The 19,167-nt window shown below is 38.4% G+C and carries 18 protein-coding genes; 17 read left to right on the forward strand and 1 reads right to left on the reverse strand.

Annotation, left to right across the window (positions count from 1 at the left end):
* Window positions 1-76: 76 nt before the first annotated feature.
* The 3 genes from rpmF (at window position 77) to ACIQAA_RS32425 (ending at window position 1,828) form a co-directional block, all read left to right on the forward strand.
* Window positions 77-250, forward strand: coding sequence for a 50S ribosomal protein L32 (gene rpmF, locus ACIQAA_RS21925; protein WP_063251584.1), 174 nt, complete (start codon window positions 77-79; stop codon window positions 248-250).
* Window positions 251-359: 109 nt separating this feature from the next.
* Window positions 360-1,124: an enoyl-CoA hydratase/isomerase family protein gene (locus ACIQAA_RS21930; RefSeq protein ID WP_402623684.1), complete on the forward strand. Its 765-nt coding sequence runs from the start codon at window positions 360-362 to the stop codon at window positions 1,122-1,124.
* A gap of 80 nt (window positions 1,125-1,204) precedes the next feature.
* Window positions 1,205-1,828, forward strand: a complete 624-nt coding sequence (locus tag ACIQAA_RS32425; RefSeq protein WP_483874188.1) for an RsfA family transcriptional regulator — start codon at window positions 1,205-1,207, stop codon at window positions 1,826-1,828.
* A 157-nt stretch (window positions 1,829-1,985) separates the two neighbouring features.
* Here the strand turns inward: ACIQAA_RS32425 and ACIQAA_RS21945 are convergent, their stop codons facing one another.
* Window positions 1,986-2,459 carry an N-acetyltransferase gene (locus ACIQAA_RS21945; protein ID WP_402623687.1) on the reverse strand — a complete coding sequence of 158 codons (474 nt, stop codon included), beginning with the start codon at window positions 2,457-2,459 and terminating at the stop codon, window positions 1,986-1,988.
* Window positions 2,460-2,678: 219 nt separating this feature from the next.
* On the opposite strand from ACIQAA_RS21945, the gene ACIQAA_RS21950 reads away from it, so the two are divergent.
* The 14 genes from ACIQAA_RS21950 to murG all read left to right on the forward strand — a co-directional run bounded on the left by ACIQAA_RS21950 (window position 2,679) and on the right by murG (window position 19,135).
* Complete coding sequence (locus ACIQAA_RS21950; protein WP_402623690.1) at window positions 2,679-3,581, forward strand: 2-dehydropantoate 2-reductase; 903 nt, start codon at window positions 2,679-2,681, stop codon at window positions 3,579-3,581.
* Entirely contained in the window at window positions 3,582-3,974 is a 393-nt protein-coding gene (locus tag ACIQAA_RS21955; RefSeq protein WP_402623692.1) for a DUF3397 domain-containing protein, read from the forward strand.
* A gap of 79 nt (window positions 3,975-4,053) precedes the next feature.
* Entirely contained in the window at window positions 4,054-5,688 is a 1,635-nt protein-coding gene (gene bshC, locus ACIQAA_RS21960; protein ID WP_402623694.1) for a bacillithiol biosynthesis cysteine-adding enzyme BshC, read from the forward strand.
* Window positions 5,689-5,875: 187 nt separating this feature from the next.
* Complete coding sequence (gene mraZ, locus ACIQAA_RS21965; RefSeq protein ID WP_306072615.1) at window positions 5,876-6,307, forward strand: division/cell wall cluster transcriptional repressor MraZ; 432 nt, start codon at window positions 5,876-5,878, stop codon at window positions 6,305-6,307.
* A gap of 60 nt (window positions 6,308-6,367) precedes the next feature.
* Entirely contained in the window at window positions 6,368-7,300 is a 933-nt protein-coding gene (gene rsmH, locus ACIQAA_RS21970; protein ID WP_402623697.1) for a 16S rRNA (cytosine(1402)-N(4))-methyltransferase RsmH, read from the forward strand.
* Between the two features lie 34 nt (window positions 7,301-7,334).
* The gene (ftsL, locus tag ACIQAA_RS21975) at window positions 7,335-7,694 is read left to right on the forward strand and encodes a cell division protein FtsL (RefSeq protein WP_402623700.1); all 360 of its coding nucleotides are present in this window, start codon (window positions 7,335-7,337) and stop codon (window positions 7,692-7,694) included.
* Window positions 7,691-9,925 carry a penicillin-binding protein gene (locus ACIQAA_RS21980; RefSeq protein WP_402623703.1) on the forward strand — a complete coding sequence of 745 codons (2,235 nt, stop codon included), beginning with the start codon at window positions 7,691-7,693 and terminating at the stop codon, window positions 9,923-9,925. The genes ftsL and ACIQAA_RS21980 overlap by 4 nt, the downstream gene beginning before the upstream one ends.
* Window positions 9,926-10,014: 89 nt before the next feature.
* Window positions 10,015-11,934 (forward strand): stage V sporulation protein D, encoded by a 1,920-nt coding sequence (locus ACIQAA_RS21985; RefSeq protein ID WP_402623706.1) that lies wholly within the window; start codon window positions 10,015-10,017, stop codon window positions 11,932-11,934.
* Between the two features lie 503 nt (window positions 11,935-12,437).
* Entirely contained in the window at window positions 12,438-13,898 is a 1,461-nt protein-coding gene (locus tag ACIQAA_RS21990; RefSeq protein WP_402623708.1) for a UDP-N-acetylmuramoyl-L-alanyl-D-glutamate--2,6-diaminopimelate ligase, read from the forward strand.
* 2 nt (window positions 13,899-13,900) lie between these two features.
* Window positions 13,901-14,356: a hypothetical protein gene (locus tag ACIQAA_RS21995; RefSeq protein WP_402623710.1), complete on the forward strand. Its 456-nt coding sequence runs from the start codon at window positions 13,901-13,903 to the stop codon at window positions 14,354-14,356.
* 1 nt (window position 14,357) lies between these two features.
* The gene (mraY, locus tag ACIQAA_RS22000; protein WP_402623713.1) at window positions 14,358-15,332 is read left to right on the forward strand and encodes a phospho-N-acetylmuramoyl-pentapeptide-transferase; all 975 of its coding nucleotides are present in this window, start codon (window positions 14,358-14,360) and stop codon (window positions 15,330-15,332) included.
* Complete coding sequence (gene murD, locus ACIQAA_RS22005) at window positions 15,333-16,685, forward strand: UDP-N-acetylmuramoyl-L-alanine--D-glutamate ligase (protein ID WP_402623715.1); 1,353 nt, start codon at window positions 15,333-15,335, stop codon at window positions 16,683-16,685.
* Between the two features lie 91 nt (window positions 16,686-16,776).
* Complete coding sequence (spoVE, locus tag ACIQAA_RS22010) at window positions 16,777-17,877, forward strand: stage V sporulation protein E (RefSeq protein WP_402623717.1); 1,101 nt, start codon at window positions 16,777-16,779, stop codon at window positions 17,875-17,877.
* A 154-nt stretch (window positions 17,878-18,031) separates the two neighbouring features.
* A complete protein-coding gene (murG, locus tag ACIQAA_RS22015; protein WP_402623719.1) occupies window positions 18,032-19,135 on the forward strand; it encodes an undecaprenyldiphospho-muramoylpentapeptide beta-N-acetylglucosaminyltransferase in 1,104 nt (367 codons plus the stop codon).
* The last annotated feature ends 32 nt before the right edge of the window (window positions 19,136-19,167 follow it).

Raw genomic sequence — 19,167 nt, forward strand, 5'->3', positions numbered from 1 at the left:
AAACAAGAAGCAAAGTGAAGAACCAGCATTCCTGGCCTTCATTACTTTCTTAGTACTCTTTAAGGAGGTGGGAAGAATGGCTGTACCTTTTAGAAGGACTTCTAAAACTGTAAAAAGAAAACGTCGTACACATTTTAAATTAAACGTACCTGGTATGGTAAGCTGCCCAAACTGTGGTGAAATGAAACTTTCACACCGCGTATGTAAAGCTTGCGGAACATACAAAGGAAAAGACGTTGTTAACGACTAATTTCCATTAGGATAAAAAGCACAAGGAGCAGTATGCCCTTGTGCTTTTGTCGTTTTCAAAGAAATTTTACATACATATATCCATTCAGGATAAAAAGGGGGATACCTGTTTGTCATTTTCCATTGAAAAACGTGATAAGGGTTATTTATTATTTACGATCACCAGAAACGAAAAAAGAAATGCCATTAATTATGAAGTCATGCAGGGATTAACAGAGGCTGTCTCTTTGGCAAATGATCCAACTATTAAGGCGCTTGTCATTACGGGGGAAGGGGATCAGGCTTTTTGTTCAGGAGGAGATTTATCCGTTTTTCACCAACTTCAGACAAAGGAAGAAGCTTATGAAATGCTTTCAAAAATGTCTGACATTCTTTATTCGCTGATGACATTAACAAAGCCAACGATTGCTCTTTTAAATGGTACAGCCGTCGGCGGCGGGTGTGAACTGGCTTCTGCTTGTGATTTCCGTTTAGCGAGAGAAGGGATAAAAGCTGGATTCGTACAAGGTAAACAAGCGATTACGACTGGCTGGGGCGGGGGAACGATCTTAGCAGAAAAACTACCAAGTGCACGCAGTATGAAGCTTTTAATGGAAGCTGAAATACAGACTGCTGAGTATTTAAGAGAAGTAGGCTTCGTAGATCATATTTATTCAAATAATTACATTACTGCGTGCGAGACCTTTATGGAGAAGCTTTTAGCAATTGACTTAAAGGTATTAGAATCATATAAAATGATGTGGATTTTAAAGTGGGAAGAAAACATGCTTAGAGAAAGAATAGATAAAGAAGTAAGGAATTGCAGTGTCCTATGGGAAAGTGAGTCACATCTTAAGTATGTCCAAAACTTTATTAGTAAAAAAATGCAGAAATAAGAATAAAGACAATCTGTTATCAGTCTATCTTTTCTAGTAGATGCATATGTATGAATAAAAACACTAGGAGGGATTTACTGATGTCACCAACTCGCCAAGATGCATGGTCCCAGGATGAAGATTTATTGCTTGCTGAAGTTGTGTTAAGACATATTCGAGAAGGTGGGACACAGCTTCAAGCATTTGAGGAAGTTGGAAAACAGCTTTCTCGAACTTCTGCGGCATGCGGATTCCGGTGGAACTCATTTGTAAGGAAGCAATATAAATCAGGAATTGAATTGGCTAAAAAACAGAGGAAAGAATTAAAAAAACAAAGTATTACGACGGATAAAGAGATAACAAAAGAGTTTGCCGCTGAAGAAACGCCATCATCTAGTACAGCTAAGAGTGAAGGTATAACATTCCAAGCAGTTGTTCACTTCCTGGAAAATCTCCAAAAGCAAGCAGCCGCTGCTTCAAGCATCGAAGAAGCGAAAGTGAAGTCCATTCAAAAAATAAAAGAACTTGAAAAGAAATCTCATTCGCTTGCAGCTGAAAATGAGAGATTAGCCAAAAATTTAAAAGCCATTGAAGAGGACTATCGCTCTTTAATTGAAATTATGGAAAGAGCACGAAAAATGGTCGTCTTACAAGAAGAAGATCGACAGCAAAAAGTAAAATTTCAAATGGATAAAAACGGAAATCTTGAAAGAGTGGAAAAATAGTAAAAAGCGGACATGATGTCCGCTTTTTACGTTTATTGTCTAGCTCCAGCGCCTAGGGGCTCGGGGTCATAAGCCAATCCGACAAGAAGGTAAAGAGCAACCTTCTCGCCGGCTCGTCTTATGCCTGTCGCCCCTGGACAAGGCGGTTCCGCTTTTCTTAATTATGCTGTGCTTCTACACCTTCAGGATACCATACAAGTGGGTTTTCCCCACGGTCACGCTCCATATCGTATTCAACATTTGTAAATTCCATATGCTCCCAGAAGTTTCTCGATTGTACTCTTGGATTTGTTTTAATCGGAAGACCAAAACTTTTAGCGAATTCTACAAGTTTTTTTCCATAGCCCTTGCCCTGATAGTCTGGCAATACCTCAAGTTTCCATAATTCTAAATAATTCTGTGGCGGATAGAAATAACGGTCAAACTTCGCGTCAATTTGATATAGACTCATTCGAGCTACTAGTTTGTCTCCGAAATAGATTCCGTAAAAAGGAGAATCGCTATCATTATCAATCATATTTGCTTCTAAGTCCTCGATCATGGAGAGTTCTTGAATTCCGTATTCTTTAAATTTTTTAAATTCCTCTAGTGTTTTAAAATTAATTTTCAATTTTTCAACTTTCATCACCATATATAAGCCCCCCTAAGAAATGATTTCCATATCAACTGTATATATTCATTTATTAATAAATGATTCAAAATGAATTAATATCATTATATAACAAAGATACAAAAAATTCTTTATATATCCCCTGGAAAGCGTTTTATTTCTTTTTAACGACAACCGTACACACTAGGTACAGCATCTGATAAAATATATAATAAAAAAGACAATAAATGGGTGGGTATCATGAAGATTGGCATTATTGGTGCTGGTTCTATTGGATTATTATTTGCATCATACTTAAGCAAGGCTTTTCCTGTTACGCTGTATACCAAAACAAGTGAACAGGCAGCAATCATTAATCAAAACGGGATATACCTGCAAGAAGGAAATGCACAAAGCAGATTTAGTGTCCGTGCCCTTCCTATATCCAAATGGGCGGGTATAGAAGAATTAACCATTATTGCCGTCAAACAATATCAACTTCACTCTATTCTTCACCAGATAGCTAGTTTGGAGTTTAATCCTCAAAACCTATTATTTTTACAAAACGGAATGAGTCATTTAAAATTACTTAAAAACATTCCTGCGGCGAATATTTTTGTTGGTTCCGTTGAACATGGGGCCAGTAAAGTTAATACATATACGGTCTCTCACAATGGTAAAGGGGCTATTAATGTTGCTCTATTTAGAGGAGCAGTTGAAAGAATAAAGGAATTCGCTGAGGTTTGCGCTGCTATTCACTTCCCCATTACCCTGAAAGATGATTATTATAGGATGCTGATAAATAAATTAATTGCAAATGCTGTTATTAATCCTTTAACGGCAATCCTTCAAGTCAAAAATGGTGAATTAATTACAAACACGTTCTATTTTGCTGCTGTAAAAAAACTATATCTTGAAATCACTTTTATCCTAAACCTGGAAGATCCTATTAAACAGTTTAGAAATGTGTTGAGAATTTGTAAAAAAACAGGAAATAACCGGTCCTCTATGCTTAAAGACCTTGAAGCAGGGAGAAGGACTGAAATTGACGCGATACTCGGCTTTTTAATAGAGGAAGCTGGTATTCAACAAAAAACGGCTTCAAACATTGAAAGCTATTATTATATAATTAAAGGCAAAGAAAAGGATCGGAGGGGGAGTTAATTGAATTCATTTATTTCATCAATCATTACCATTTTCTTAACTGTACCTCTTCTAGGGTTTTTCATCATTTATGTATTAAATAAGTTGATAACAAAAAACGCTCGAAAATCTTTTCATAAAGCATTGGACTACTCGACGATTCTCTTTATAGTGGCGGTTCATTTTTTGTTAATAACCATTTGGGGTAAATCTTTTTTTGGTCTAATCCTGCTAGTCTTACTGGTCATTGCAATGTTTTTTGTGGTTATACATTGGAAGATAAAAGGTGAAATTATATTTACTAAGGTTTTTAAAGGGTTTTGGCGTTTTAATTTTCTAATCTTCTTTTTAGCCTATATATCCCTAACTGTATTTGGGATACTGCGGAGTGCATTGACTTTTACTTTTTCTTAAGCAAAGATTTTTTTTATTATGTCGGATGATGCTATACTCATATGGAATGAATATGGTTGATTAGAAAGGAAGTACTTAAATGGAGATTTTAAATCTCTCATTGTCAGCTACGAATCGATTTGCTTCTAATTATTTAGAACAATCTCCTGATATTCTGCCTTTTTTCCATTATCGGTTTAATGATTTTGCCGAAGATCAGAAGAGGTTAGATGAATTAAGCAATCGACACTTTCCTCGGGAAAAAGTAGCTGGTCACATAGAGAAATTTATGGAACGTTTTCCATCATCGGAAGCGGTGAAAAATTCACTTGCAAAACTAAAACATACGAATAGTGTAGTTGTTATTGGCGGTCAACAAGCAGGTATCCTTACAGGACCTCTTTATTCAATACATAAGATTATCTCCATTATTAAATTAGCAGAGGAAAAGGAGAGGCAGCTTGGTGTACCAGTCATTCCTGTATTTTGGATAGCTGGGGAAGACCATGATTTTCATGAGGTAAATCATGTATTTATGCCTGTAGAGCATAAAGTGGATAAATGGTCATACCCTGAAAAGATAAAACAAAAGAAGATGGTCTCAGATATCACCCTAAACAAAGACGTTTGCCGGAAGTGGGTCATTAATTTAATTGAAAACTTCGGTGAGACCAATCATACAAAGCAGCTAATCAATTTTGCAGAAAAAACATTAAACAATTCTTCAACGTTTGTTGATTTTTTTGCTAACATCGTGATGGAGCTCTTTAAGGATTATGGCTTATTAATTGTCGATTCTGGTGATCGCAATTTCCGTCTCTTGCAAACTGAGCAATTTTCGCAGCAAATTGATCAGCATAGAGAAATTACCAATTACTTACTTGAACAGCAAAGTATTATAGGTAAAAAGGGATATCCGATCACAATTGATACACATGACAAAGCAGCCAACTTGTTTTATTACAATCCAAAATCAAATGAACGGATTTTGCTTGAATTTGATTCAGAAAGTAATACTTTTGTGGGGAAAAGTGGAGTTGTTTCGTTTACAAAAGAAGAACTAATCGAAATCGCCTATCATGACCCGGCGAAACTTAGTAATAATGTGGTGACGCGGCCATTAATGCAAGAGTGGCTTTTCCCTACACTGGCATTTATTGCTGGACCTGGTGAAATTTCTTATTGGGCCGAATTGAAGCTTGTTTTTGAGCATTTTCAGATAAAAATGCCTCCAATCGTTCCAAGATTAAACATAACCTTGCTGGAACGAGCGATTGAAAGTGATATTGATGAGTTGAATTTAGAACTATCCCAGGTTTTGAGCAGGGGAAGTGCGCAGGAAAGAGACCAATACCTAGAGTCAATTAAAGATAGAGAAGTTTCTGAGCTGTTTTCAGCCCTAAAATCACAGTTATTAGAGCAGTATGAACGAATTGAGGTAAAGACTAATCAGCTTGACAGCAGCTTGTTACCGTTATTAAAGAAAAATGAAACCTATTTATTAAAGCAGATTGGTTTTATGGAAGGAAAGCTGGAGGAATCCGTTAAATCCAAGTTCAATGTGATTCTAAGTAAGTTTAACCGTATTGAATTATCATTACGGCCGTATGGCTTTCCACAAGAGCGGGTTTGGAACATTTTCTATTATATAAATCAGTATGGAACGAATCTTATTACAGAGTTAATGGAGCTTGAATTTGAATTTGACGGCTCCCATAAGGTAATAAAGCTTTAAAGAAACTTCACCGGTGGTGAAGTTTTCTTTTTTTTTGAGGAACTTCACTTCGGGTGAAGTTCCTTTTTTTTGAAGAAATTTACTGCAAAAAAAGGATTTAGCAAAGCAAGAAAAGAATAATTAAAAAATAGGTGGAGGAAAGTGGGGGAATGTGGTACATTTTAAATAGAAAGTGGGGGTACCGGGTATGTTTATGGGTGAATACCATCATAGCATTGATAATAAGGGCCGGATGATTGTGCCTTCCAAATTCCGCGAAGAGCTTGGAGAAATGTTTATCATCACACGCGGTTTGGATCAATGTCTGTTTGGTTACCCGTTAAAAGAATGGGCACTTATCGAAGACAAACTTAAAGGCCTGCCCCTGACAAAAAAAGACGCCCGTGCATTTACCCGATTCTTCTTTTCTGGTGCGACAGAGAGTGAACTAGATAAACAAGGAAGAATTAATATTCCAGCACCATTACTTCAGTATGCAAAACTAGAAAAAGAATGTGTAGTTTTAGGAGTATCCAATCGAATTGAAATTTGGAGCAAACAGATTTGGGAAGACTATTTTTCAGAGTCTGAAGAATCTTTTGCTGAAATTGCAGAAAATATGATTGGTTTTGATATATAATGGACAAGTTATTCTATTATAACTCCGTTTTATATCGTTCGATTGGAAAAGGTGATAATGATGTTTGAACATACAACTGTGTTACTAGATGAAGCTGTTAACGGATTGAATATTAAACCAGACGGCATTTATGTTGATTGTACGTTAGGCGGGGCTGGACACAGTTCCCTGATACTATCAAAACTTACTGATAACGGAAAATTGTTTGCCTTCGACCAAGACGAAGTGGCGATTAAAAATGCAAAAGAAAAATTGTCCGTTTATGGTGAGCAGCTAACAATAATCAAGAGCAATTTCTTATATCTAAAAGAAGAACTTGAACAGCTTGGGATTGAAAAAGTTGATGGGGTCCTATATGACCTTGGTGTTTCCTCTCCCCAATTAGACACTCCAGAAAGAGGATTCAGTTACCATCATGACGCACCACTCGACATGAGAATGGACAATGATGCGGATATTTCAGCCTATGATGTTATAAACCATTGGTCTTACGAGGATTTAGTTAGGATCTTTTTTCGCTATGGAGAAGAGAAATTCTCAAAGCAAATTGCGCGAAAAATAGAGGCTAGAAGAGAAATTAAGCCAATTGAAACTACATTTGAGCTGGTTGAACTTATTAAGGAAGGGATTCCTGCCCCAGCAAGAAGAAAGGGCGGACATCCGGCTAAGAGGATATTTCAAGCCGTAAGGATTGCTGTTAATGATGAACTAGCGGTTTTCGAAAAATCTTTACAAAAAGCAATTGATATCCTTAATCCAGAAGGAAGAATCAGTGTTATTACTTTCCACTCTTTAGAAGACCGGATTTGTAAGGCGTCTTTCAAAAAGGCAAGTGAAACACCGGATCTGCCGCATGGATTACCGATAATTCCTGAAGAATTTAAGCCAATTTTAAAGCTGATTACCCGAAAGCCTATTCTTCCTTCTGAAGAAGAATTAGAACATAATAACCGTGCACGATCTGCAAAATTGCGGATTGCGGAAAAACTATAAAGAGAATAAAAAATAACCATGTGGAGGGGAAAGAATGAGTAGTCTTGCCAGGAAATTTCAGCAACAACAGCAAGTAGAACGGACAGTACAGGAACAAAGTATTGTAAAAACAAAAAAGCACTGGCTTACACCTGGGGAGAAAATAATCGGAATCGTATTTACAGGGTTGGTTTGTTTTGGTGCCGTCCATCTCATCTCGAACCAAGCGGAAATTTACCAGGTGAATAAGGAAATTCAGGAGGTCCAAACCTCCGTTAATGAGCTTCAAAAGATCAATAGTGACCTGGAAGTACAAGTAAGTGAGTTAAGTACCTACGAACGCATTTTGGAAAAGGCAACAAAAATGGGTCTTGTAAAGAATGAAAATAACGTCAAGGTTGTGCACGAGAAATGAACAAGAAACAACCATATATGAATGTCGGGGCAGCCGGATTGTTTGGATTATTCGGCCTGCTCTTTTTTATATTACTTTTTAGATACTTTACCATTCAATTTACTGGTGAGGTCGGATCACAGCCGCTTGCAGCAAAAGCTGAGCAAAAATACAGCAGAACGGGAAATTTGGAAGCAGTAAGAGGTGTAATCTATGATCGCAATGAGGTAGTCATCTCCGAGGATACAACATCTTACACGTTAATAGCGATATTGGATAAAAAGATGACAACCAATCCCAAAAAGCCTAATCATGTGACTGACCCGGAAAAAACGGCAAGGGAATTAGCTGATATTATTGATATGGAAGAGTCTGAGATTTATAGTATTTTAACCAAAGATCAGTTCCAAGTGGAATTTGGTAAAGCAGGAAGAGACATTTCCCACCAAACAAAAAAAGAAATTGAAGCCTTAAAGCTGCCGGGGATTACGTTTAAACGCGATTCGAAAAGGTTTTATCCCAATGGAATCTTTGCTTCTCACCTGATTGGCTATGCAGACAGAGTGGAAGAAAAGGATGGAACCTACAATTATGTTGGGATGATGGGGATTGAAAAAACCTTAAACGAGGCACTGACAGGTAAGGACGGAAAAATTAATTACGAAAGCGATTTATGGGGATATTTGCTTCCGAACGGAGAACAGAAGGTTACTCCTGCACAGAACGGAAATGATGTCTATTTAACGATCGACCAAAAGATTCAAACCTTTTTGGAAGACGCCATGAACAAAGTGGTAGAGGAATATAAACCTAAAAAAATCATTGCCATTGTAGCTGATCCTAAAACAGGCGATATCTTAGCCATGGGCCAGAGGCCTTCCTTTCACCCTAAAACGAAGGAAGGGATAGATAATAGCTGGCATAATGAAGCAATTGAAACTTCTTTTGAGCCTGGTTCAACGATGAAAATTTTCACGCTTGCTGCGGCCATTGAAGAAAATAAATTTAACCCAAATGATTATTTCCAGTCTGGTTCTTATAAAGTAACATCAAAAGATAAGCCGATACATGATCATAAGAGATCTGGCTGGGGAACTATTTCTTATCTTGAAGGAGTTCAGCGCTCTTCGAATGTTGCTTTTGCAAAAATAGCAAATGAACTGTTAGGATTTGATAAGTTTCGTGAATATTTGACTAAATTTGGTTTTGATAGCAAGACAGGGATTGACTTGCCTTTTGAAACAACAGGAAAAATTCAATATACTTGGCCCATCGAAAAGGCAACCACGGCATATGGACAAGGTACAGCGATTACACCCATCCAGCAAATTCAAGCGATGACTGCGATCGCGAACAACGGGAAAATGATGAAGCCCCAAGTAATTGATAAAATCGTCAATCACGATACTGGTGAAGTAATTAGAGATGTGACTCCTGAGGTTGTTTCAACACCAATTTCCGCTGAAACCGCGAAGGAAGTCCGTGATATTCTTGAAACGGTAGTAACAAATAAGGAAACAGGTACGGGGACTCGATATCAGATTGATGGCTATAGTGTTGCTGGGAAAACAGGAACAGCAAGTATTCCTGATCCAAAGGGCGGCGGTTATTTAGATGGACAAGAGGATTATATTTTTTCATTTTTAGGAATGGCGCCTAAAGATGATCCAAAGTTAATAGTTTACGTTGCTGTGCAACAACCGGAGATCGATCACTATTCCATGGGGTCGATACCAGTTTCAATGGTTTTTAATCCTGTAATGAAAAATAGTTTACAGTATTTAAATATTCAGCCTTCACAGCAAGAAAAAGCCTCAACTACGAAACTAGCCGATTTAGATGGTCAAGGGGTTTCCGAAACAGTTAAACAACTCGAGAAAACAGGTATAGAAGTAGTTGTTTTAGGAAAAGGATCAAAAGTCACTGGTCAGCTTCCTGCACCGGATACAAACGTTCTTCAAGGTGAAAAAATTATAATCCAAACGAGTGGAAAATTGGCTGCACCGGATATGACAGGATGGTCGCTTAGAGACGTAATGAAGGTCGCGAAGATATCGGGAATGAAGCTAAATTCTACAGGCAGTGGTTACGTTGTTAAGCAAAATATTAAAGAAGGTGCTTCCTTACGCAAAGGAGATTTTCTTATCGTTGATTTAAAAACGACGGAAGAAAAGCTAGAAATGGAAGCAAAAGAAGCGGAAGAAAAAACCGAAGGATCTGAGGAAGATTTAGAGAATCTCCCAAGGGATTAATCGTGATAGAAGAACAGTTGTAATCGTTCTATTCAATTTAGTACAAGCATATAAATGAACGAGTAGGATAAAGGAGGCTCGTTCATTTTATGCGTGTTTCAAATGTAACTGTCCGTAAAAGGTTAATGATTGCAATGTTCGTAGGAATTCTAATCTTTTTAATCATTGATGTCCGACTTGGATATGTACAGTTTGTTCTAGGTGATATGCTGACTGATCAGGCAAAGGGTTCATGGAGCAGAAATATTCCTTTTGAACCAGAGCGGGGCGAGATTATAGACCGTAATGGTGTGCCATTAGCAACAAATATTAGTGCTCCAACTGTATATGTGGTACCTAGACAGGTTAAGGACCCAGCAGCTACATCTGAAAAATTGGCAGCAGTATTAAATATTCCAAAAGAAAATGCTTACCGGCAGATTACCCAGGGCGAATCCATCGTCAGGGTTAAAGAAGGAAGAAAAATTTCTCATGAAAAAGCAAAAGAAATTAGGGCGTTGGGTCTTGAAGGGGTATATATAGGAGAAGACTCTAAAAGACATTATCCGTTCGGAAGCTATCTTTCTCATGTTCTGGGATTTTCCGGGGTGGACAACCAGGGATTAATGGGATTAGAGCTTTATTACGATAAAGAGCTGAGTGGTGAAAGAGGCTCTGTTAAGTTTTATGCAAATGCTAAAGGGGAAAGAATGAATGACATGGCTGACGATTATGAACACCCAGTAGACGGCCTTGATTTAAAGCTTACGATTGATACAAAAATTCAAACCATTATGGAGAGAGAGCTGGATATTGCGGAAGCAACCTATAATCCAGATGGAATCATAGCGATTGCAATGGATCCCAATAATGGAAAAATTTTAGGGATGTCAAGTCGTCCTACCTTTGATCCAGCTAACTTTCAGAACGTTCCACAAGAGGTGTACAACAGAAACCTGCCTGTATGGTCAAGCTATGAGCCAGGTTCAACCTTCAAGATTATCACTCTTGCCGCCGCTTTAGAGGAAGGCAAGGTTGATTTAGAAAAGGAACATTTCCATGATTCAGGTTCTGTAGAAGTAGCTGGGGCAAGATTGAAATGCTGGAAAAGAGGCGGTCATGGAAGTCAATCCTTCCTGGAGGTCGTACAAAATTCCTGTAACCCTGGTTTTGTAGAATTAGGGCAAAGATTAGGTAAAGATACTTTGTTTAAATATATAAAAGACTTTGGTTTTGGACAAAAAACAGGGATAGATTTAGCGGGTGAAGGCTCAGGTATTTTATTTAATTTAAATCGAGTTGGTCCGGTTGAATTAGCGACCACAGCGTTTGGTCAAGGGGTTTCGGTAACGCCGATCCAACAGGTTGCAGCAGTAGCCGCCGCGGTAAACGGCGGGACTCTCTACAAGCCGTATATTGCACAAGAGTTAATTGATCCAGTGACCAAGGAAGTAGTCATGAGAAATACACCCGTTGCAAAAAGAAGAGTAATATCCGAGGAAACGTCTAAAGAAATCCGCCATGCGCTTGAAACGGTAGTCGCTCAAGGTTCAGGGTTTAGGGCATTTGTTGATTCCTATCGGATCGGGGGTAAAACAGGAACAGCTCAAAAAGCTCAAAACGGCAGATATTTGGAAAATAACTTTATCGTTTCCTTTATGGGCTTTGCTCCTGCAGATGATCCACAAATCGTAGTTTATGTTGCGGTTGATAATCCGAAAGGCGGGCTTATCTTCGGTGGAACTGTAGCAGCTCCAATCGTTGGCAGTATTATGAAGGATGGTCTTATGGCATTGGGGGTAGAACCTCGAAAAGATCAAATTGAAAAGGAAATAAAATGGCCAGATAGGCCATTGATTACCCTGCCTGACCTAACAGGTATGACTAAGTTAGAAATTACAGAACAACTGTTGGATCTTAAAATTGACGCCAGCGGTGAAGGAGATATTGTGGTAAGGCAGTCCCCAGAAGCAGGCTCAAAAGTCAAAGAAGGTTCAACCATTAGACTTTATTTTGATAAAGATGAATAATGATAGGTAAACGATTTGAGTCAGGCGGCCGGAATAATTTCCGCCGCCTGTTCTTTTGTAAAGGCTGTGTTAGAGCGAAATATTGATTTTAGCCCTGTTGATTTGCGCGGAAGGCACGAAGACTCCTCGAAAATGCTATCGCATTTTCTTCGTGCGTGGGCGGATTCACGGAAGTAAATCAGTGTCCTGCAGGAGACGGGGCAGGGGAGACCCCACAGGCGCTTCAGCGCCGAGGAGGCTTTCCCGGACCGCCCGCGGAAAGCGAAGTGCCTCGGACAGGCAGAGACCGCCTGTCCCTGCGATGATTATTCCAAGAAGCATTCCTTAGTGGAGCGCAAATCAACAGACAAATTTAACACAGCCTTTACAAAAAATGAAATAGGAAAATCAATGATAAATAGCATTCTACTGTGTTTTGCTGTAAAATAAGGTGAATCTTTTATAAGGTAATTTTTTTTATGTAAAAATGGTAATTTTCTAAAGGCAAGAGAGGATTTGAGAATATGAAACTACATGATTTACTTCAACACTTGCACCTTCTCGTTCCTTATCAAGGAACAAATCCAGAAATCACTTCGATTGAGAACGACAATCGAAAGGTGCAAAAGGGAAGCTTATTTATTTGTATTAAAGGATATACGGTTGACGGTCATGATTTTGCGGAATCAGCAGTGAAAAATGGTGCAGCGGCAGTACTAGCTGAGCGGGCACTTCCACTATCAGTACCGGTAATAGTCGTTAATGATACAACGCGGGCAATGGCAGTACTGGCTGATGCTTTTTATCAACATCCAACCAAAAAACTGCATTTAATCGGAATTACAGGGACAAACGGAAAGACAACAACAAGTCATTTAATTGAAAAAATATTTTCCGATGTAAATCGGTGCACCGGTTTAATTGGAACCATGTATACAAAAATTGGCGGCCAGAAGTTTGAAACTAAAAATACAACTCCTGAAAGTCTTGTCCTCCAAAAAGGGTTCAAACAAATGCTTGAGAAAGGCGTTGATACAGCGATAATGGAGGTTTCATCGCATGCTCTCCATATGGGGAGAGTCCATGGCTGTGACTACGATATCGCGGTATTTACAAACCTCACCCAAGATCATTTGGATTACCATAAAACAATGGAAGACTATAGGCAGGCTAAGAGTTTGTTATTTTCCCAGCTGGGAAACACTTTTGATGCGAATAAACCGAAATTTGCCATTTTAAATGCAGATGATCCCGCGTCTGAGTTGTATCGCAAATCTACAGCAGCGATTGTTTATACCTATGGAATTGATAATAATGCGGATTTCCACGCAAGAAATATTCATATGACTTCTGCGGGGACTTCCTTTGAAATAGTAATAAAAGAGAAGAGTTATTCCATTCACATACAATTAATTGGGAAATTTAGTGTTTATAATGTTTTGGCAAGTATTGCGACTGCGTTTGTATCAGGCATACCGATGGAAAAAATTATCGAGTCAATCGAAAGTGTTAAGGGAGTAGACGGCAGATTTGAGTTAGTAAATGCAGGTCAAAACTTTACCGTAATCGTTGATTATGCACACACACCTGATAGTTTAGAAAATGTATTGAAAACGATACAAAGTTTTGCGGATAAGAAGATTTTTGTAATAGTGGGATGCGGTGGAGACCGGGATAAAACGAAGAGACCATTGATGGCAGAGATTGCCTGTCGTTATGCTACAGATCCTATATTTACCTCAGATAACCCAAGGAGCGAGGATCCTTTAACGATATTAAAAGATATGGAAGACGGTGTCCTTGGGAAAAGTTACATCACCATTCCTGATAGAAAAGAGGCTATCGTAACGGCTGTCAACCATGCCGCTGAGGGTGATGTGATCTTAATTGCTGGTAAAGGTCACGAAACATACCAGATTATTGGCAGTAATGTTTATGATTTTGATGACCGACTGGTTGCTCGGGAGGCTATCGAGGGGAGATAGAAATGTATTTAGCTTTTAATGATTTAGTAAAGTTTTTCTCTGATATAAGGGGTATAAAAGAAGCGGAACATTTTTATATGACGGTAACAGACGATGCAAACACAATGCAGACGAGAGGTTTATTCATACCGTTAAATGAGAATTCGGGGGAACTTTTAGAGGCAATCGCTAACGGAGCGATAGCCGCCATTTGGGATAAAAAGAAACAGCTGCCCAAATACACACCTAATCACTTTCCAATCTTTTTTACTGAAACCCCAATTGAAGCTGTTAGAGAACTATTACAATCTTACATTGAAAAAATAGACGGAGATAAGGCAGAAAAAATGAATATGACTAATTTCGAATTTTTGAATAAAAAACTTCTCAAAGAAAATAAAGAAACATATGATATAGCTGTAATGTTGGAAAAAATATCGAAAATAAATCTAAAAGATGATTTCGAAAGGAGGGGATAAAATGCTGGAGCAAGTTATATTTTTCACAATTTTAATGGGGTTTCTGATTACAGTACTGCTTTCTCCAATTTTTATTCCCTTCTTAAGAAGGTTGAAATTTGGACAAAGCATCCGGGAGGAAGGGCCCAAATCCCATCAAGCAAAAACTGGTACACCAACGATGGGCGGAATTATGATTTTATTCTCTATTATAATTACCACTCTAGTAATGACAGGGAAATTTTCTGAACCAACTGTTAAAACTTACTTACTTATTCTTGTGACTTTTGGTTTTGGCTTACTTGGATTTTTAGATGACTTTATAAAAGTTGCACTAAAGCGTAATCTAGGATTAACTTCTAGACAAAAGCTGCTGGGGCAAATCATCATTTCCGTTATTTTTTATCTTGTTTATAAACAAAATGGATTTCCTACAGAAATCACCGTTCCTGGAAGTAATTATTCCATTGAACTTGGCTGGTTTTATGTATTCTTCATCGTATTTTGGCTGGTAGGTTTCTCAAATGCAGTCAATTTGACAGATGGTTTGGACGGATTAGTTTCAGGTACAGCTGCTATTGCATTTGGTGCCTATGCTGTCTTAGCCTGGAACCAATCACAGATGGAAGTGGCAATCTTCTCAGTTGCTGTAGCCGGGGCAGTTTTAGGATTTCTTGTTTTTAATGCTCATCCTGCTAAGGTTTTTATGGGTGATACAGGTTCACTGGCACTAGGCGGTGCGATAGCGACCATTGCAATACTAACCAAGTTAGAGTTATTGTTAGTGATAATCGGCGGCGTATTTGTTATTGAAACGTTGTCGGTTATTTTACAGGTTATCTCTTTTAAAACGACAGGCAAAAGGATCTTTCGAATGAGTCCGCTGCATCACCATTACGAGCTGATTGGCTGGTCAGAATGGAAGGTTGTCGTTACTTTTTGGAGTGTTGGATTAATATTAGCGATACTAGGTATCTATATTGAGGTGTGGTTATAATTGAAGCAGATAAATACGTATCTCCATAAAAAAATTCTAGTCCTTGGTTTAGCCAAAAGTGGTGTAACAGCTGCAGCGCTCTTACATAAGCTTGGTGCGTTTGTAACGGTAAATGATAAAAAGCCACTATCAGAAAATCCGGAAGCGCGAGGGTTATTAGAACAAGGTATTAAAGTAATTTGTGGCGAACATCCTGTAGAACTTCTGGATGAAGGATTTGAACTTATAGTTAAAAATCCTGGCATTCCTTATCAAAACCCAATCATTGAGGGTGCCGTTGAGAAAGGTATTCCGGTATTAACAGAGGTGGAGCTGGCCTACCAAATATCAGAAGCTCCTTTCATAGGAATAACTGGAACTAATGGGAAAACCACCACAACAACATTGATTTTTGAAATGTTGAATGAAGGTAAGAAGAGGCCGTTAATTGCTGGAAATATTGGTACGGTAGCATCTGGTGTTGCAGAAGAAGCAACACCAGAAAATAATATCGTTATTGAATTATCATCCTTTCAATTAATGGGTATCGAAACCTTTAAACCTAAGATCGCGATTATTACAAATCTGTATGATGCACATTTGGATTATCATGGAACACGAGCTGAATATATTAAAGCAAAAGCGAATATTACAAAAAACCAAACTGCTGAAGATTACTTTATTTTTAATGCAGATCAGCAGGAAGTGCGGGAAATCGCTGAACATTCCCAAGCTGCCGGCATTCCTTTTTCAACGAAGCTTGAACTTAATGAGGGTGCTTATATTAGTGAGGGATGGATTTGTTTTAATGGAGAAAAAGTTATGCTGGTGGATGATATTGCCCTGCCGGGTGTTCATAATCTAGAAAATATCTTATCTGCCATGGCAGCAGCTAAGTTAACCGGTGTTAGTAATGAAGCTATTCAGGAAGTACTTAGAACGTTTACTGGTGTTAAGCACCGTCTTCAGTACGTTACAGAAATTGCTGAGAGAAAGTTTTATAACGACTCAAAAGCAACAAATATACTTGCTACTATACCTGCTTTACAAGCATTTAAAAATCCAATCATCTTGTTGGCAGGCGGTCTTGATCGTGGAAATGAATTTGATGAATTAATTCCATATTTAGAAAATGTAAAAGCGTTGATTACCTTCGGTCAAACCTCACCGAAAATTAAGCGGGTGGGGATGGAAGCAGGAATAAAACAAATTAACACTGTCGATAATGTTGAAAAGGCCGTGCCGGTTGCTTTTGATTTATCAGAACCAGGCGACGTTATTTTGTTATCTCCTGCATGTGCAAGCTGGGATCAATATAAAAGTTTTGAAGTCAGGGGAGACATTTTTATCGAAGCGGTGCATAAGCTTAAGTAAGGGCAGCTTGTCCAACGAAAAGCGGAAGCTCCTAGTCGCTGGAGCTGGACAACTTTCAATGCCCTAAAACTTGCTACTCGAGGTGTTAGGTGTGCCGACAAAAAGAACAACTCCTGATTTCATATTATTAATTGTTACATTTACGCTATTAGCAGTAGGACTTATTATGGTTTATAGTGCGAGTGCAATATGGGCCGAATATAAATTTGACGACTCCTTCTTCTTTGCGAAAAGACAAACACTTTTTGCCGGGGTTGGGATTGCCGCCATGTTTTTTATTATGAATATCAATTACTGGACATGGAGAGAGTGGTCAAAGGTCATATTAATAACCTGCTTTGTGTTACTCATTCTGGTACTCATCCCAGGAGTTGGAAATGTTAGGAACGGATCGCGGAGCTGGATTGGTGTAGGTGCCTTTTCCATCCAGCCATCAGAGTTTATGAAGCTCGCAATGATCGCCTTTTTAGCTAAGTTTCTCTCTGAGAGGCAGAAATTGATAACCTCTTTTCGACAAGGGCTGGTTCCTTCATTAGGTCTTGCTTTTGTAGCCTTTGCTCTTATTATGCTCCAGCCAGATTTAGGCACAGGAACCGTAATGATTGGAACATGTGTGGTCATGATCTTTATTGCAGGAGCTCGGGTAGGGCATTTTGCTTTATTAGGTTTAGTAGGTTTAGCAGGATTTGTTGGTTTGGTTGCGTCAGCTCCATATAGGATGAAAAGGATCACTTCGTTTTTAGATCCTTGGCAGGACCCGTTAGGCAGTGGATTTCAAATTATTCAATCGCTTTATGCGATTGGTCCTGGTGGACTATTTGGTCTGGGTCTCGGTGAAAGCAGACAGAAGTTCTTTTACTTACCTGAACCGCAAACGGATTTTATATTTGCGATTTTGTCTGAAGAATTAGGCTTTATTGGAGGTTCCTTTATCATTCTTTTATTCGCATTGTTGTTATGGAGGGGAATACGTATTGCCCTTGGTGCACCGGATTTATATGGCAGCTTTTTGGCGGTTGGTATTATATCAATGGTCGCGATTCAAGTAATGATTAACATCGGTGTTGTCACCGGTTTAATGCCTGTTACTGGAATCACTCTGCCGTTCTTAAGTTATGGTGGTTCTTCTCTAACATTGATGTTGATGGCAATAGGAGTTCTTTTAAATATTAGCCGTTATTCTCGATACTAACTTACCCTGTTTTTTAGGCAGGGTTCTTTTTATTTATTTCTGTCTTAGTTTACAATTAGATAACATTCTTTTTTCAATCCTTAACTTCTGTTAATTTTATAGTAAGATAGGATAAGAAATTAGCTTAAAGCATTTTTTTATTTGGGGTGGACATATGAAAATAGTAGTAAGCGGCGGAGGGACTGGAGGACATATTTATCCAGCTCTTGCTCTCATAAGGGAAATACAAAAAGAAAACAAAAGTGCTGAGTTTTTATACATAGGGACAAAGAACGGTTTGGAAAGTACAATTGTTCTTCGGGAGAAGATACCTTTTAAATCGATCCATATTACTGGGTTCAAAAGAAAATTATCCTTGGATAATATCAAAACCGTTTTAAGATTTTTAAAAGGTGCCAGGGACAGTAAAAAAATGTTAAAAGAATTTAAACCTGATATTGTTATTGGTACGGGTGGTTATGTTTGTGGTCCCGTCGTGTATGCAGCCGCAAAATTAAAAATCCCAACAATCGTCCATGAGCAGAATAGTGTACCAGGGCTAACAAACAAATTTTTAAGCAGATACGTAAATAAAGTTGCCATTTGTTTCGAAGAGGCAAAAGAATACTTTCCGAAGGATAAAGTGGTATTTACGGGGAATCCTCGAGCGTCAGAAGTTAATGGTAAAGATGGGATCAGAGGAAGATTATCGGCGGGATTGAGTACAACTTTGCCGGCAGTACTCATTTTTGGAGGCAGCCGTGGTGCAAGACCGATAAATGATGCGGTTGTTAAGGCGCTATCTGAATTTGGTGAAAAGCCGTATCAGGTACTATATGTTACAGGTGATGTGCATTTTAAAGATGTGCAAAACGAAGTTGAGCTTGTGGGGAATCCGAAAAATGTGGTCATAAAGCCCTTTATTCATAACATGCCAGAGGTTTTATCTGGTATTGACTTAGTTGTCTCAAGAGCCGGCGCAACAACGCTTGCTGAGATCACTTCATTAGGAATTCCAAGTATTCTTGTCCCAAGTCCATATGTGACAAATAACCATCAAGAAAAAAATGCTCGATCACTCAGTGATCACGGTGCAGCAGAATTGCTCCTCGAAAAAGACTTAAATAACAAAAGTCTCGTTCAACAAATAGACAAAATTTTGTTAGATCATGAATATTTAAAATCAATGAAAATGAAAGCAAAAAAATTAGGGGTACCTGACTCTGCTGAGAGACTTTATAAACTTATGAAACAGCTAGTACAAGAAAAACAAAAGTAGCCCAAACTCATTTTTAGCATAAACTAAAACTA

This window comes from Neobacillus sp. NPDC093182 (assembly GCF_044754045.1).

Bases quoted from the DNA above. Each gene is read 5' to 3' on its own strand.
- rpmF (WP_063251584.1), top strand. From the start codon at position 77: ATGGCTGTACCTTTTAGAAGGACTTCTAAAACTGTAAAAAGAAAACGT.
- ACIQAA_RS32425 (WP_483874188.1), top strand. From the start codon at position 1,205: ATGTCACCAACTCGCCAAGATGCATGGTCCCAGGATGAAGATTTATTG.
- ACIQAA_RS21945 (WP_402623687.1), bottom strand. From the start codon at position 2,459: ATGGTGATGAAAGTTGAAAAATTGAAAATTAATTTTAAAACACTAGAG.
- ACIQAA_RS21950 (WP_402623690.1), top strand. From the start codon at position 2,679: ATGAAGATTGGCATTATTGGTGCTGGTTCTATTGGATTATTATTTGCA.
- bshC (WP_402623694.1), top strand. From the start codon at position 4,054: ATGGAGATTTTAAATCTCTCATTGTCAGCTACGAATCGATTTGCTTCT.
- mraZ (WP_306072615.1), top strand. From the start codon at position 5,876: ATGTTTATGGGTGAATACCATCATAGCATTGATAATAAGGGCCGGATG.
- rsmH (WP_402623697.1), top strand. From the start codon at position 6,368: ATGTTTGAACATACAACTGTGTTACTAGATGAAGCTGTTAACGGATTG.
- ftsL (WP_402623700.1), top strand. From the start codon at position 7,335: ATGAGTAGTCTTGCCAGGAAATTTCAGCAACAACAGCAAGTAGAACGG.
- ACIQAA_RS21980 (WP_402623703.1), top strand. From the start codon at position 7,691: ATGAACAAGAAACAACCATATATGAATGTCGGGGCAGCCGGATTGTTT.
- ACIQAA_RS21985 (WP_402623706.1), top strand. From the start codon at position 10,015: ATGCGTGTTTCAAATGTAACTGTCCGTAAAAGGTTAATGATTGCAATG.
- ACIQAA_RS21990 (WP_402623708.1), top strand. From the start codon at position 12,438: ATGAAACTACATGATTTACTTCAACACTTGCACCTTCTCGTTCCTTAT.
- ACIQAA_RS21995 (WP_402623710.1), top strand. From the start codon at position 13,901: ATGTATTTAGCTTTTAATGATTTAGTAAAGTTTTTCTCTGATATAAGG.
- mraY (WP_402623713.1), top strand. From the start codon at position 14,358: ATGCTGGAGCAAGTTATATTTTTCACAATTTTAATGGGGTTTCTGATT.
- murG (WP_402623719.1), top strand. From the start codon at position 18,032: ATGAAAATAGTAGTAAGCGGCGGAGGGACTGGAGGACATATTTATCCA.